General features: G+C 40.9%; 13 protein-coding genes, 1 pseudogene and 1 riboswitch. Of the genes and pseudogenes, 6 read left to right on the top strand and 8 right to left on the bottom strand.

Going from position 1 to position 15594, the window contains the following annotated elements; translation table 11 throughout:
• Positions 1 to 9: 9 nt before the first annotated feature.
• Together QM865_RS03190 and QM865_RS03185 are read left to right on the top strand one after the other, a co-directional pair.
• Positions 10 to 378, top strand: coding sequence for a hypothetical protein (locus QM865_RS03190; protein WP_000567222.1), 369 nt, complete (start codon positions 10 to 12; stop codon positions 376 to 378).
• Positions 365 to 664: a DUF5960 family protein gene (locus QM865_RS03185; RefSeq protein WP_001072467.1), complete on the top strand. Its 300-nt coding sequence runs from the start codon at positions 365 to 367 to the stop codon at positions 662 to 664. Before QM865_RS03190 ends, QM865_RS03185 begins: the two co-directional genes overlap by 14 nt.
• Before the next feature lie 117 nt (positions 665 to 781).
• Here the strand turns inward: QM865_RS03185 and msr(D) are convergent, their stop codons facing one another.
• The 3 genes from msr(D) to QM865_RS03170 all read right to left on the bottom strand — a co-directional run bounded on the left by msr(D) (position 782) and on the right by QM865_RS03170 (position 4039).
• A complete protein-coding gene (msr(D), locus tag QM865_RS03180) occupies positions 782 to 2245 on the bottom strand; it encodes an ABC-F type ribosomal protection protein Msr(D) (protein ID WP_000420313.1) in 1464 nt (487 codons plus the stop codon).
• A 20-nt stretch (positions 2246 to 2265) separates the two neighbouring features.
• Complete coding sequence (gene mef(A), locus QM865_RS03175; protein ID WP_000417519.1) at positions 2266 to 3483, bottom strand: macrolide efflux MFS transporter Mef(A); 1218 nt, start codon at positions 3481 to 3483, stop codon at positions 2266 to 2268.
• Positions 3484 to 3868: 385 nt separating this feature from the next.
• The gene (locus tag QM865_RS03170) at positions 3869 to 4039 is read right to left on the bottom strand and encodes a hypothetical protein (protein WP_000873143.1); all 171 of its coding nucleotides are present in this window, start codon (positions 4037 to 4039) and stop codon (positions 3869 to 3871) included.
• A 543-nt stretch (positions 4040 to 4582) separates the two neighbouring features.
• Here QM865_RS03170 and QM865_RS03165 point away from each other — a divergent pair.
• Positions 4583 to 5020 (top strand): annotated as a pseudogene (locus QM865_RS03165) (DNA-3-methyladenine glycosylase I); the annotation flags it as partial.
• Between the two features lie 67 nt (positions 5021 to 5087).
• Here the strand turns inward: QM865_RS03165 and QM865_RS03160 are convergent.
• From QM865_RS03160 to QM865_RS03140, 5 genes are all read right to left on the bottom strand, one after another.
• Positions 5088 to 5351, bottom strand: a complete 264-nt coding sequence (locus tag QM865_RS03160; protein ID WP_000166114.1) for a SemiSWEET family transporter — start codon at positions 5349 to 5351, stop codon at positions 5088 to 5090.
• Positions 5352 to 5456: 105 nt separating this feature from the next.
• Positions 5457 to 6491 (bottom strand): S66 family peptidase, encoded by a 1035-nt coding sequence (locus QM865_RS03155; protein WP_414305992.1) that lies wholly within the window; start codon positions 6489 to 6491, stop codon positions 5457 to 5459.
• Positions 6492 to 6595: 104 nt separating this feature from the next.
• Positions 6596 to 6742, bottom strand: coding sequence for a hypothetical protein (locus tag QM865_RS03150; RefSeq protein ID WP_414305991.1), 147 nt, complete (start codon positions 6740 to 6742; stop codon positions 6596 to 6598).
• A gap of 5 nt (positions 6743 to 6747) precedes the next feature.
• Positions 6748 to 7425, bottom strand: coding sequence for a DUF1129 domain-containing protein (locus QM865_RS03145; protein WP_414305990.1), 678 nt, complete (start codon positions 7423 to 7425; stop codon positions 6748 to 6750).
• 11 nt (positions 7426 to 7436) lie between these two features.
• Positions 7437 to 8381 (bottom strand): magnesium transporter CorA family protein, encoded by a 945-nt coding sequence (locus QM865_RS03140; RefSeq protein WP_000815623.1) that lies wholly within the window; start codon positions 8379 to 8381, stop codon positions 7437 to 7439.
• 131 nt (positions 8382 to 8512) lie between these two features.
• Between QM865_RS03140 and uvrA the strand changes: the two genes are divergently transcribed.
• The 3 genes from uvrA (at position 8513) to mgtA (ending at position 15461) form a co-directional block, all read left to right on the top strand.
• Positions 8513 to 11344 (top strand): excinuclease ABC subunit UvrA, encoded by a 2832-nt coding sequence (gene uvrA / locus QM865_RS03135; protein WP_414305989.1) that lies wholly within the window; start codon positions 8513 to 8515, stop codon positions 11342 to 11344.
• Positions 11337 to 12398 carry a M24 family metallopeptidase gene (locus QM865_RS03130; RefSeq protein ID WP_203175617.1) on the top strand — a complete coding sequence of 354 codons (1062 nt, stop codon included), beginning with the start codon at positions 11337 to 11339 and terminating at the stop codon, positions 12396 to 12398. The genes uvrA and QM865_RS03130 overlap by 8 nt, the downstream gene beginning before the upstream one ends.
• A gap of 57 nt (positions 12399 to 12455) precedes the next feature.
• Positions 12456 to 12606: riboswitch (M-box (ykoK) riboswitch) on the top strand.
• A 194-nt stretch (positions 12607 to 12800) separates the two neighbouring features.
• Positions 12801 to 15461 carry a magnesium-translocating P-type ATPase gene (mgtA, locus tag QM865_RS03125; RefSeq protein WP_414305988.1) on the top strand — a complete coding sequence of 887 codons (2661 nt, stop codon included), beginning with the start codon at positions 12801 to 12803 and terminating at the stop codon, positions 15459 to 15461.
• Positions 15462 to 15594 lie beyond the last annotated feature (133 nt).

Below are 15594 nucleotides of genomic sequence, written 5' to 3'. Positions count from 1 at the left end.
GGATTTGATATGATTGACCGTTCATATTTACCATTTCAATCAGCAAGAGAGTACCAGGATACAAAGATGCAAAAATGGATGGGCTTTTTCCTATCTGAACATGCATCAGCACTCTCTGATGATACAAACAAAGTAACGTACATGTCTGACTTATCACTAGAGAAGAAATTATTACTCCTCAGTCAAGTATACGCCGGGCAGCTACGCACACGCATTCAAGTGATTGAAAAAAACAAGCGTGTTTCCTACACTGGAACAATACCAAGTCTGACCAAAGATTTCATTTTGATAAAAACTACAACAGGTCACATCAATTTGAAATTAAAAGACATTATTAGTATTGAACTTGTCGAGGAGGTGCTCTATGAATCAGCTTGAGTTTCAGCGTAATCACCTACAAATGGACTATTATAGCGAGAGCTACCAAGATTTTGAACGTGACTTCTACCGCTACTCTAACATGAATATTCCATTGACCTTCCTAACTGATGATATCCTAAAAACAATGGCGACTTCACGTAAGAATTACTTTGTCCTCAATAAGGAAAAGTCCAGAGATAACCGCGATCACTTCTTCATATTTGAAGTAAGTACCGTAGATGAGAATCCGCTAATCTATCATTATACATATAAGAAAACTACAATATATTTAGCAGAAAAATAGGAGCAGTTCAATTGACTGTTCCTATTTTTAATATTCATAAAATCTAAAGTCTTTATACTCTTTAACAATGGAGTCGCCAACCAGAACAGACTATACTGACCAGCGACTACCTTAAATTTAATGTTTCAGATTTATTTTCTTATCTCTAATTTCATAAACTACATCTGCTACATTTTCGAGTAATCGTTTATCGTGGGTGATAAACACGATAGTTCCGGTGTACTCCTTCATTAGTATTTCCAAAGCCTCTAAACTTGGTATGTCAAGGAAGTTACTGGGTTCATCCATTATTAGGATGTTATATCTACCCATGAGCATTTTAGCAAGCAACAATTTTATAATTTCTCCACCGCTTAAAACAGATAAACTTTTTCCAATATCGTTCTGTTTGAACCCCATAGATGCTAGCACTGAACGAATTTCTGATATATTGTAGTCACAATCCTTCTGCATAAACTCCATAACATTCTGATTACTGTTGTACTTGTAACCATTCTGTGCAAAGTAACCTATTTTTGCCTTAGGCGAAATAGAAATTCCTTCTTCATGGTTTAAGATCATTTGGATTAAAGTTGTTTTTCCGATTCCATTACCACCAGTTAACGCCACTTTTGCTCCTAACGGAATTTGAAAAGATGCATTTTCAAACAGAGCCTTATCCCCAAATACTTTATTAATTTCTGCACCGACTATAGGGTATGGATTATGGAGCTCCAATGCTTTACTTTGCCTGAAACGAATTCTGCGAATGCCTTCCGGAGCTTCTACTTTTCCTAAGGCCGCAATCCTGTGCTCTAGGGTTTTAGCAGCATTATACATCTTTTTTTCCTTACTTCCTATTGATTTTTGATGAGCTAAACGCCCTCCGTCTTCAGTACTTTTTTTCTTTGAAGAACCTTTTGCCTTCTGTTCTATTTTACGAGCCTGTTTTCGCTTTTCCTCCGCAGCCCTTTCCAATCGGGCACGTTCCGCAATAAATTGTTCGTATTCTGCAGCTTGGCTCTTACGTTCTTCCTCTTTCTGACGAAGATAATCAGAATAGTTTCCCCAATACTCAGTGATTTTGCCATCTTTCAGTTCCCATATTTTATCTACTATTTCATCAAGAAAATAGCGGTCATGGCTAATAACTAACAGTGCACCTGTAAAATATTTTAGCTGTCCTATTAGAAAATCAATTCCTTCACGGTCTAAATGGCTCGTAGGTTCATCCGCTAAAATACCATGAACCTGTGCCGATAAGGCCTGTGCTATTTTAAGCCTTGTTTCTTCACCACCGCTCATAGTCTGTATATTTAATTGCTCAACACCTAGCTTGCCTACAAGTGCAAAATCTTTTTCCTCCTGCAGAGTTACTTCGTCCAACTGGGGAATATAGGCAAGTTCACCCAGACGATTCATTTTACATCCTGGGGGAGTTAATTCTCCTAAAAGTACCCTGAGTAAAGTGCTTTTTCCAGCACCATTTGCTCCTACTAAACCAATACGGTCATAATCATATACTTCTAATTCATTTATATCTAAAACATCGCGTCCTTTGAATTCCACACGAATGTCTTTTGCTTTTAATATTAATTCCATAACATTTCCTCCAATATTGTTTATTTTAAATCTAATTTTCTAACCTCAGTTATCATTTGGCAAACTATAGCAATGCCAATAATTAAAATACCTGATAGTAAAAACCAATGATTTACACCGATTTTATCAGCAAAGAATCCAGAAAGAATTAACCCAATTGGCATAGCAAGTGACATGATACTTCCGATCAAAGAAAATACACGTCCTAAATATTCAGGCTTAATTTTCTCCTGAAAAAGAGCTGTTTGCACACCGCTATAAAATGGCACCGAAAGCCCCATTATTGCACAGCAAACTACGAATATTACAAATCCATTTGGAGGAAGTATTCCCGAAACGGCTAAACTGGTCCCCATTATAAAAAATGAACTTGTTATTAGTAATACATGCTTTTCGAAGCCCCCTAATCTTCCTAATAATAAGCCTCCTGCTAGCATCCCAAATGCAAAGGAAATTTCCGTAATAGAAATATGCACAGGCGTTCCATTAAAGTGTTCCATGCTTATTAAAGGAAATAGTGCATTGATTGGCATATAAACAAAAGTATATAGTGTTCCTAAGAGTAATAAGGCAAACAATCCTTTGTTTTGTCTCAGAACCACAACTCCTTCTTTCATCTCCCTTATGAAATTTGGTTCTAAACTTTGCACTTGATTACCCAGCTTAGGTATACGTACAATTGCTACCGTAATAGATGCAATCACAGCACCCAATACGTCGATGGCAATAATAGCATTTAAATCCCAAACGGAGTATAAGAGTGCTGCAACTGCCGGACTAACAATATAGCTTATAGACTGCAAAGACTGACTATAGCCTGCGCATTTCGTTAGCTGTTCTTCTGGTACTAAAAGTGGTGTAACCGCATTGAGTGCTGGGGTATGAAAAGCTGTTCCAATGCTACGGATAAACAATACTATCATAATCATCCAGACAGGTAGCTCCATACAGAATGCAACAATAGCAAGCACTGCACCAGCTGCTGCGATAATTAAATCGGCACCAATCATTATCTTCTTCCTATCATGACGATCCACTAGCACACCAATGGCAGGTCCCAAAATCGCATAGGGTAAAAAACCTACTAATGAAGCCATAGACAAGACCATCGCAGATCCTGTTTTTTCTGTAAGGTAAAAAATAATCGCCATTTGCAGGATGGCACTAGTGATTAATGATACTGCTTGCCCTGCCCATATTGCATAAAATTTTCGTTTCCAATTGTTGTATTTTTCCATTTATATTATCTCCTGCATATTATTTTGCTTGAATTTCTATTTTGAATAGCATTCTAGGCAATAAAAAATGCAGGCCAAACCCCACAATGTGGCTTTTGGTCTGCATACATACAATTTGGAAACATTCATATTAAAGACATAGTTAAATAAAGGTATAGTTAAATAACCAATATCCTCACCGTAACTAATGAATGCTCAATATCGTATAAATAAGCACAACAAAAAAGCCTATCATCGGGTATAGATTCTGCTTTTTTTATTGCCAGCTTATCTTAAACGCATTGAGGCTGTCATAGTTTCGGTTCCTCCTACATCTTTGTTTATATCAATTTATAGTATAACACAACAAGATGATATGTTCAATATAAAAGTTATGGAATGAGACTCATACTTCCAATTCGATGCCAGATTTAAAGGATATGACGAAGTTTTCTTCATAGACTGTAACGCTCTGGATTATCTTCCTTAGTAGCAAGCGATTAGCTTTCACAAAATCTTCTGTTTGTAGTTTTAAAAATTCATCAGGATTTTCTAACTCAACCTCAAAATATTTCATTTTACATTCCCTCATTTCATTTATTGATAAATTGAGTTTGCAAAAAAGAGTGGACAATTTTTGTCTACTCTTAACCTTTAAAATAGTTTTTTTTAATCGATTTGAAGTTGCCTAAATTATTACTTATTCGGTAAAATGAAGTATTGCTTTCAACAGATTTCCTTCAACTACACTTCACTTGATTCAAACAAGGTGGGTACATTTCTATTCCCACAAACTCCTTGTCAATGGAAACAAACACGTACCCACAGGGTAAATGGAAATAGAAACTGATAATTTCTAGCTATCACTTCTACTCATTCCAAAAATTTTCTCACTCTGATACTTACCCACCATAAAGCAAAAAGCCTTGCAATCAAGGCTTTCATTATCCCTTTCGTTCAAAGGTTTCTAAGCTTTTACGAGCAGAGCGACACACTCAGCGGTTCGCTATCTCCGTTCTGTCTGCGTGCTAGCACTTGTCAATCACGGACAGCTATCGCATGGGCGGAAGTAAATGCTAATCTTCGTCGTTTTACTCCTTGACTAGCAAACTTACCGCCTCAACATGGTCTGTCTTGGGAAACGGTGCTCAACAAACGTCAAGCTTTCCGAGAAGCCTTTCATGGCTATCACATTCACGCAGTCGCAGAGATGACCGACACCGAATTGGAAAACTTGCTGGAGAATCCAGCCATTATCCGAAATAGAGCCAAGATTTTTGCTACACGCGCTAACGCCCAAGCCTTTCTACGACTACAGGCAGAGTACGGCTCTTTTGATGCCTATCTTTGGTCTTTTGTTGAGGGGAAAACGATCGTTAACGATGTTCCCGATTACCGCCAAGCCCCAGCTAAAACACCTTTGTCTGAAAAATTAGCCAAAGATCTCAAAAAACGAGGCTTCAAGTTCACAGGCCCAGTCGCCGTCTTGTCTTTTCTACAGGCTGCAGGGCTAGTTGATGACCACGAGAACGATTGTGAGTGGAAAAGCGGTCACTAGCATATCTGAGAATATAGAAAAAAGCTGAGAAATTTTTCCCAGCTTTTTATATATACTATTAGATTTGTTAGAGTGAAGTCAAAAAAGTGATTCCACCTAAAATAACACCAGCTGAATTTGGAATGATTAGTATCCAATCCTTCTTAGGTTCCTTTGTCCATCCATAAATAACCCAGATTAAGCAAGATATAGCAGCTGATAAAGGTTGAAATGGTTGAGCTTTATTTCCCTGTAAATTAGCGATAATTTGAGGTATGTAGGCAATAAATACTATAATTCCAATAAAGGCACCAATAGAACCTACGATTCGATTAATTTTTTGTTTTGTCATATACACCTCCTTCAAAAGGATAACATAGAAATTAGCGAAATGCAATAAATTCAGATACAAATTGTAACGAAAACGAATACAAAAGCACAAAAATAGAGAAACTATTTATTTTTTGTTATAGTCAAAGCGAATGACTTGTTCCTGTGCATCTACATGAGCATGGACCCCAAAGGGTACAATTGCTCTTGGAGTTGCGTGGCCGACATTCAGATTATAGACAATCGGGATATTGCTGTCAATAATATCCAATAGTGCCTCTTTATAGTCGTCATAGAAAGTTTCATCCATAGGTTTTCCGACCAAGAGTCCACTGATGACCTCGAATATACCAGTGTTCTTTAAAGTCCGCAACATTTTTTTGAAGTATTCCGGCTCAGGCTTTTCTTCGCTTGTTTCTAGCAAGAGGATTTTTCCTGCCCAGTCTGATAAGTCAGGGAAGAGTTTGTACTTTTGGCAGAGGTCAGTGCTATCTGCGTATCGAGAATTGTCAAAGATATCGTAGAGGGATTCGAGGCAACCGCCGAGGATTTTCCCCTCGAATTGGGCATCTCCTTGCAACAACTCAAAACCGGTATTTGCATGACTGACACGAGGTGTCCCCAGAGCCTTGGGACTAAAATCCGTTCGTTCCTCATACCAAACATTGCTAGGGCGGATTTCTGAGATTCTTCCAGTCTCAATCAATTCTTTAAAGTAGTGAAGGCTATAGGCTAACATTTCCTTGTCTAATTCACAAATATCTGCTAAAAAGGATTGGCCATAAAAAGTCTGGATTCCTAGTTTATGCAACATGAGATGGTTCATGGTTGTATCCGAGAAACCAAGAAAAATCTTTTGTTTGATGACCTTTTGTAGTTGGTCATTTTCAAAAAGATAAGGTAGTAAGCGATAGGTATCGTCTCCACCAATGGCGCATAGGATCATGTCGATGCTATCATCAGAAAAGGCATGAATCAAATCCTCTGCACGCGCTTCAGGATGGTTCTTGATAAAATCTAATCCATTTAGCGAATGGGGTAAAAAGATAGGATTGACTCCCAGGTTCTTGAGACGTTGGACACCCAAGTCTACTTCGTGTTTGACAAAGTCCTCTCCGATAATGCCACTAGATAAACTAACAATACCAATAGTAGAAATCATATCTTATCCTCCTAGAGATAGATTGAGCCTATTTTATCACAAAAGATAAGAGAAAGCTATGTGGGATGTCAGAAGAATACTTTTAATACTCTTCGAAAATATCTTCAAACTACGTCATCTTTATCTTCAACCTCAAAGCTGTGTTTTGAGCAACCTGCATCTAGCTTCCTAGTTTGCTTTTTGATTTTCATTGAGTATAAAACCAAAAAAGTAAGTGAAAAAGCAACTGCACCTGCAGTTGCTTTTATCATTCTTCTTAATAGCGTGTTGGTCCTGCACTAGCACTACGGATATTCAAGCGTTTCTTGAGATAGAAGCGAAGGGCTAGGAGGGCTGCTCCGATAATAGCTAGTGGCAATGGAGCAAGTACTGGATTAAGGCTAGCTGGTAGGAAGCTTGTTGCAAAGAAAACAAGCAACCAAAGGAACATAGAAGCTAGGATAACTAGTACAGATTTCCAGAAAGGTGGACGTTGACTGCGGTCAATATCGGGTCCATAATATTGGTAAACAAAATAGTACATTAAGTAGAAGGCAAATCCACCAACAAGTCCAACTAATAGGAGAGTGACAAATCCATAGCCGAAAGCCTGATCTGCCGCAAAGAAAGTTGTGAGGGCGCTGACGAGGGCAAAGAGGCTAGTGATGAAAAGAGCTGAGTCCATAATCATGAGTTTTGGATTATCATTTTCTTTTGGGTGCTCTTTTTCATATTGTTCCTTGACAGTGAAACTATGAGCCCAATGAGTTGGTGCGCCATAGAGGGAACGAGCAGTTGTACCTTTAGATTGCTCCTCAAGGATTTGGGGAATAACTTCCTCAAAAATAGTCTTGATTTCAGCATCTGTTTTTCCATCTTTGATGAATTGTTGGGTAGCGATGTGGACAAACTCTTGGTTTTTCTTTGTTAATTTTTGTAGATCAATCTGAGACATAGGAACTCCTCTTAGAACCATTTTTTATGGATGAGATAGAGAGTGAGTGAGACACTCATAGCAAAGGCGATAAAGACGATTAACCAGAAGGCATTTGGCTCGCCGTTTAGGGGGATTTCATTATCCTTAAAGTTCATCCCGTAGGCAGAAAAGACCATGGTTGGGATGGACATGACGATGGTCACAAGGGCCAAGGTTTTCATGATGTTGTTCTGGTTGTTGGAAATGATAGAGGCAAAGGTCTCTGTCATAGAATGCAAGACGTTTCCATAAATGTCTGCCATCTCGATGGCCTGTTGGGTTTCAATCAGGGTGTCTTCAAGCAGGTCTTCGTCCTCAAGGTATTTCTTGATATTGCTGGTTGAGCTTGTCAATTTCTTAATCACGCGCTCATTTGTTTTGAGGGAGGCCTTGAAATAGACGATGGTTTTTTCTAATTCCATGAGCTCAATCAATTCTTCATTACGAGTTGATTGATGCAGTTGACTTTCGATTTGTTCACTCTTGCGGTCAATCGAACGAAGGGCTGTTAGGTAAAGCTCTGCATTGCGATAGAGAATCTGAAAGATGAAACGCGAACGCATGAAGGTATAGAAATTACGCAATCGACGGTTGATAAAGACATCGAGGACTGGTAATGGTTCCAAACACGTAGTGATAATGGTTTCCTCAGTGATGATAATACCAAGCGGGATAGTAACGTAATAGGTGCGGTTATTTCTTTCCTCTGTGACTGGAACGTCTACGATAATCAGGGTGTACTCGTCTTCAATGGTAATACGAGACATTTCTTCCGCATCGAGCGGTGCACGAAGGTCGGCAATATCAATATCGAAGGCGTTAGCGATTTCGAGTGATTCATTTTGAGTCGGATTGACGAGATTGATCCAAGTACCCGGTTCAAGTGTATCGATCTCTTTAAATTCAGTTGTTGTAGAGAGAAAAACTTGTTTCATATCCCTTATCCTTTCTCATTTTTCAGATTTTTTCACACCGTACTATTATACTACAAATTCAGCCTTTTGGGTAATAGAATCTCACTTTTTTTGGTATAATGGTAAGCAATAATGGACTAGAAAGAACAAAGATGCAAGATAAAATTGTCATTCATGGGGCGCGTGCCCATAATTTAAAAAATATTGATGTGGAGATTCCGCGAGACAAGTTGGTTGTCGTGACCGGTTTGTCAGGTTCAGGGAAATCCAGTTTGGCCTTTGACACCCTCTATGCGGAGGGACAACGTCGCTATGTGGAGAGTTTGTCAGCCTACGCTCGCCAGTTCTTGGGCAATATGGAGAAGCCTGATGTAGATGCCATTGATGGTCTCAGCCCAGCTATTTCCATCGACCAAAAAACGACTAGCAAAAATCCTCGCTCGACAGTGGGAACAACGACAGAAATCAATGACTATCTGCGTCTCCTCTACGCACGTGTGGGGACGCCTTACTGTATCAACGGGCATGGGGCTATCAAGGCTTCTTCTGTGGAGCAAATTGTGGATAAGGTTTTGGAGTTACCTGAACGCCAGCGCCTGCAAGTTTTAGCTCCGGTCATCCGCAAGAAAAAAGGCCAACATAAGAGTGTTATCGAGAAGGTTCAGAAAGATGGTTATGTTCGTGTCCGTGTGGATGGGGAAGTCTATGATGTGACCGAAGTGCCAGAGTTATCCAAGAGCAAGCAACACAATATCGATGTCGTGGTTGACCGTATTGTTATCAAGGAGGGCATTCGTAGTCGTCTCTTTGATTCCATTGAGGCTGCCCTTCGTATTGCAGAAGGTTATGTCATTATCGACACGATGGACGATTCGGAGTTGCTCTTCTCTGAGCATTATGCCTGCCCAGTTTGTGGCTTTACTGTTCCAGAGTTAGAGCCACGTCTCTTCTCCTTCAATGCTCCTTTTGGTTCTTGTAGTGAGTGTGATGGTTTGGGTATTAAGCTGGAGGTGGATACTGATTTGGTAGTGCCAGACGCTAGTAAAACGCTACGTGAGGGAGCCTTGGCCCCTTGGAATCCTATCTCATCTAACTACTATCCAAACATGCTGGAACAAGCTATGACAGCTTTTGGAGTGGATATGGATAAGCCCTTTGAAGACTTGTCAGAAGAAGACAAGAACTTGATTCTCCACGGATCAGATGGCAAGGAATTCCATTTCCACTATGAAAATGAATTTGGTGGTGTGCGCGATATTGACATTCCTTTTGAAGGAGTTGTCAATAATATCAAGCGTCGCTATCACGAGACAAACAGCGATTACACTCGCACCCAGATGCGTCTCTACATGAATGAGCTGACCTGCGGAACCTGTCATGGTTACCGTCTTAACGACCAGGCCTTGTCTGTCCGTGTGGGTGGTGAGAACGGGCCACATATCGGAGAAATTTCAGACCTGTCTATCGCAGACCACTTGGACTTGGTGAGACAGCTAACCTTGTCTGAAAATGAAGCCATCATTGCTCGCCCTATTCTCAAGGAAATCAAGGACCGCTTGACCTTCCTTAATAACGTGGGCCTTAACTATCTGACCCTGTCACGTTCGGCAGGAACCCTTTCAGGTGGGGAAAGTCAGCGTATTCGCTTGGCAACTCAGATTGGTTCTAACCTATCAGGTGTCCTCTATATCCTAGATGAGCCATCGATTGGGCTCCACCAGAGGGATAATGACCGTCTGATTGCCAGTCTCAAAAAGATGCGTGACTTGGGCAATACTCTCATCGTGGTAGAACACGACGAAGATACCATGCGTGAGGCTGATTATCTGATTGACGTTGGTCCCGGTGCAGGTGTTTTTGGTGGGGAAATTGTTGCGGCAGGTACGCCTAAACAGGTAGCTCGTAACAGTAAGTCTATCACAGGCCAGTACTTGTCAGGCAAACGTGCCATTCCAGTGCCAACAGAGCGCCGTACTGGAAATGGTCGTTTTATCGAAGTGATAGGAGCGCGTGAGAACAATTTGCAAAATGTTACTGCTCGCTTCCCACTAGGAAAATTTATCGCAGTGACAGGCGTGTCGGGCTCAGGGAAATCAACCTTAATCAACAGCATCCTCAAAAAAGCCATTGCCCAGAAGCTCAACCGTAATTCAGACAAGCCTGGTAAATTTAAGACTATTACAGGGATTGAGCATGTAGACCGCTTGATTGACATTGACCAGAGTCCTATCGGACGAACGCCGAGGTCCAACCCTGCTACCTATACAGGAGTTTTTGACGATATACGTGACCTATTTGCTCAGACAAATGAAGCCAAGATTCGAGGCTACAAGAAGGGGCGTTTCAGTTTCAATGTCAAGGGTGGTCGCTGTGAAGCCTGCTCAGGTGACGGGATTATCAAGATTGAGATGCACTTCTTGCCAGATGTTTATGTGGCTTGTGAGGTCTGCCACGGAACTCGCTACAACAGTGAAACCCTAGAAGTTCACTACAAGGAAAAGAATATCTCGCAGGTCTTGGATATGACCGTCAACGATGCAGTGGAATTCTTCCAACATATTCCAAAGATTCAACGTAAACTTCAGACCATCAAGGATGTGGGACTGGGATATGTAACGCTAGGGCAACCTGCTACCACCCTTTCTGGGGGAGAAGCCCAGCGTATGAAGTTGGCTAGCGAACTTCACAAACGATCGACAGGAAAATCTTTCTACATTCTGGATGAGCCGACGACAGGACTCCATACAGAGGATATCGCTCGCTTGCTCAAGGTTTTAGCTCGCTTTGTAGACGATGGCAATACGGTCCTTGTTATCGAGCACAATCTGGATGTTATCAAGACGGCAGACCATATTATTGACTTGGGACCTGAGGGCGGTGTCGGTGGTGGAACCATCATCGCAACAGGAACTCCAGAAGAAGTAGCGGCCAATGAAGCCAGCTACACAGGACATTATTTGAAAGGAAAATTACATCATGAATAAACGCGTACAAGCATTTTTAGCTAAAATGCAAGAAAAAGAACTAGATGGTATCATCATCAATAACCTTAAAAACGTCTATTACCTGACTGGTTTTTGGGGTTCAAACGGAACAGTCTTTATCAGCCGTGACCGTCAGGTCCTGGTGACAGACTCTCGCTATATCATTGCAGCCAAGCAAGAAACCAGTGGTTTTGAAATCGTAGCAGATCGTGATGAATTAGCTGTTATTGCAGGCATTGTTAAGGATATGGGCTTGTCTCAAATCGGTTTTGAGGATGAGATTTCGGTCTCTTATTATCACCGTATGCAGGCAGCCTTTGAAGGAATTGACTTGCTTCCACAAACTCAGTTTGTCGAAGGTCTTCGTATGATTAAGGATGAAGCGGAGATTGCAGCTATTCGCAAGGCTTGTTCTATCTCAGACCAAGCTTTCCGCGATGCACTTGACTTTATTAAGCCAGGAAAGACTGAGATTGAGATTGCCAACTTCCTTGACTTCCGCATGCGTGAGTTGGGAGCATCTGGCTTGTCTTTTGACACCATTCTAGCTAGCGGTATCAATTCTTCTAAACCCCATGCCCATCCTATGCACAAACCAGTGGAGCTGGGAGAAGCTATTACCATGGATTTCGGCTGCCTCTATGACCACTATGTCAGCGATATGACACGAACTATCTACTTGGGGCATGTCAGCGATGAGCAGGCAGAAATTTACAATACGGTTTTGAAAGCCAATCAAGCCTTGATTGATCAGGCTAAGGCAGGATTAGGTTTCCGTGACTTTGACAAAATCCCTCGTGATATTATCATCGAGGCAGGTTATGGCGACTACTTTACCCACGGTATTGGACACGGTATTGGACTGGATATCCATGAGGAACCATACTTTAGCCAGACTTCTACAGAAACTATTAAGGCAGGTATGGCATTGACAGATGAGCCAGGTATCTATATCGAAGGCAAATATGGCGTTCGTATCGAGGATGATATCCTGATTACAGAGACAGGTTGTGAATTGTTGACCTTAGCTCCAAAAGAGTTGATAGTTATTTAAGAGTTAAACAACTCAAATGATTGACTTTTAAATTTTAAAGGTTTATACTGAAAGACGAAAACGGTAGGTGAGGCTACCATAGGGATACGGATGACTACCGCAAAGCAGTGGAGACACTACTCGTTGGTCAACAGTCCTGGTCGCGAAGGCCAAGACTAAGCTCATTACATTGCCCTATGGAGTTAAAGCTTGAACGAAAAACAGATAATTAGTTTTTTAATCCTGCCATTTTATGGTGGGATTTTCTACTGTTTAAATCAAAGAAAGGAGATAGACGATGCAAATTGACGATCATCCGGAACCGCACATACACAGCCAATCGCTGATTTGTGTCGTTCTGCCCTTATAAAGTGATTGGTCTCTGTGTATGAAACACATCATTCATACAGATAGGAGAAACCAATGAAAACTACAAAAGAAAGATTAGCAACAGCTATTCATACATCTTTAAACGAAACTCTATCTTTTTATAAGACAAGTCTAACAGGCTTGACTGAGGAGCAGGTGGAGAAAAATCGTGACCTATATGGCGAAAATACCATCACAAAGGGTCAAGAAGACAGTATCCTCAAAAAGATTTACGAATCCATTATCAATCCTTTTACGATCATCTTACTGGTCATCGCCGTGATTTCCTTGGTGACCAATGTCTGGTTGGCAAAACCAGGTCAAGAGGATCCGACGACTTCTATTATCATCGTTGTCCTAGTCCTCATTTCTGGTGGCATACGCTTTGTCCAAGAACTCCGTAGTGATAAGGCTGCGACCAATCTATCAAAAATGATTGTCAACACAGCGACTGTCATTCGTCAAGGAGAAATCCAAGAAGTACCTATCGATGATTTGGTAGTGGGTGACGTGGTTAAATTAAGCGCTGGAGACATGATTCCAGCAGATCTTCTTTTATTTGAGTCGCGCGATTTCTTTGTACAACAGTCGGGCTTGACAGGTGAAAGTGAATCGGTTGAAAAATTGGCCTTGACCAAGGCAACAGTTCAACAATCTGATAGTCTGCTAGAAGCAGAAGCGCTCGCCTTTATGGGAACCAATGTCTTGTCTGGTAGTGCCAAGGCCGTGGTTTTAGCAGTTGGTGATGATACCATGATGGGAGCCATTGAGCAGACTTTGAACACCTATGACGAGCCTACTTCGTTTGAACGGGAGATGAATAGTATTTCGTGGCTCTTAATTCGTTTGATGCTGGTCATGGTGCCCATCGTTTTCTTGTCCAATGGTTTAACAGATGGAGATTGGTTAGAAGCTGGCGTATTTGCTTTGAGTGTTGGTGTTGGATTGACACCTGAGATGCTTCCTATGATTATCACGGCCAGTCTAGCAAAAGGCTCCATCATTATGGCCAAGGAAAAAGTGGTTATCAAGAAACTCAATGCCATACAGGACTTAGGGGCGATTGATATTTTGTGTACAGATAAGACAGGAACTCTAACCCAAGACGAAATTGTCCTTGAATATCCCTTGGACATCCACGGACGCTTGGATTTGACCGTCTTGAGACGAGCTTATCTCAATTCTTATTTTCAAACGGGCTTGAAAAATTTGATGGACAGAGCCATCATCAAACGGACTGAAAAGGAAGCAAAAGAACACGCCCTCTTGCAAAATCTGGCTCAAACTTTTCAAAAAATAGATGAGCTTCCCTTTGATTTTGAACGTAGACGGATGAGTGTTATCGTTAAGGATGAACACGAAGTTGTTAGTTTGGTAACCAAGGGTGCCCTAGAGGAAATGTTGACGATTTCCAGTTATGCGGAATACCATGGAGTGATTACTCCCTTGACAGATGTTATTAGAGAAGAAATTTTAGCAGAAGTCAGACAACTAAATCAACAAGGTTTGCGTGTCTTGGGAGTGGCCTATAAGTCAGGTTTGAGGGAAGGTCATGCCTATACAGTTGATGATGAAGGGGATATGATTCTAACTGGTTATTTAGCCTTCCTAGATCCTCCTAAACCATCTGCAGCACCAGCAATTAAGGCTCTGTTAGAACATGGGGTTCAAACAAAGATTTTGACGGGAGACAACGAAAAAGTTACCCAAGCAGTCTGTGAAAAGGTTGGTTTGGATATCAATCAGATGCTGTTAGGATCTGAAATTGATCAGATGAGTGATCAAGAATTGGCCCAAGCCGTAGAGGAGGTAACCGTCTTCGCCAAACTTTCACCTGACCAAAAAGCGAGGATTATTTTGCAATTTAAGGCTAACGGTCATGCTGTCGGCTATATGGGAGATGGGATCAATGATGCTCCTTCTATGAAAGTTGCAGATGTGGGGATTTCTGTTGATACAGCAGTAGATATTGCCAAAGAAACAGCTGATGTTATCCTACTTGATAAGGATCTAATGGTGCTTGAAAAAGGACTTGTTGAAGGTCGTAAGGTCTATGCCAATATGACCAAATATATCAAAATGACAGTGAGTTCTAATTTTGGGAATATCTTATCCCTATTGGTCTCTGGAATCTTTTTGCCATTTTTACCAATGGCACCAGTCCATTTGATTATCCTAAATCTAGTCTATGATTTGTCTTGTATTGCCTTGCCTTTTGATAAGGTGGATAAAGATTTTTTGAGAAATCCGCATACTTGGGAAGCTAAGTCCATCACACGTTTCATGGTTTGGATGGGGCCTATATCTTCTGCCTTTGATATTTTGACCTTTATTTTGCTCTATTTTATCATTGTACCCATGACGACAGGTCAAGCCTATGTCCATGGAGCGGAGTCTGCCGTAGGATTTATTGTCTTGTTTCAGACAGGTTGGTTTATTGAGTCCATGTGGTCACAGACCATGGTTATCCATATGCTGCGTTCAGCCAAAATTCCCTTTTTACAAAGTCGTCCAGCTTGGCTAGTCCTTGTGACAACCTTATTGGCTGCAGCCTTTGTGACCTTCCTTCCCTACAGTCCACTCGCAATCCTACTTCATCTAACTCCATTAAAACCGATTTATTTCATCTTTTTGCTTTTCATCATTATTTTGTATATGATTAGCGTGACAATTGTGAAAAAAATCTATATCAAGAAATATCAAGAATGGCTGTAAATTTCATTTTGTCAAGAAAAAAGTACGAAAATGACGAAAAAAGTCAAAAAAATTTAAAAATAGGTCGCAAGTCGGATGTTTTTTATGGTATAATAGACTAAACTGATAGTAACATGTAGCGAAAGGGGTAGGT

The organism is Streptococcus mitis (genome assembly GCF_047462815.1).
Classification (GTDB): Bacteria; Bacillota; Bacilli; order Lactobacillales; family Streptococcaceae; genus Streptococcus; species Streptococcus mitis_DO.
This window is presented reverse-complemented; position numbering and strand designations above follow the sequence as displayed.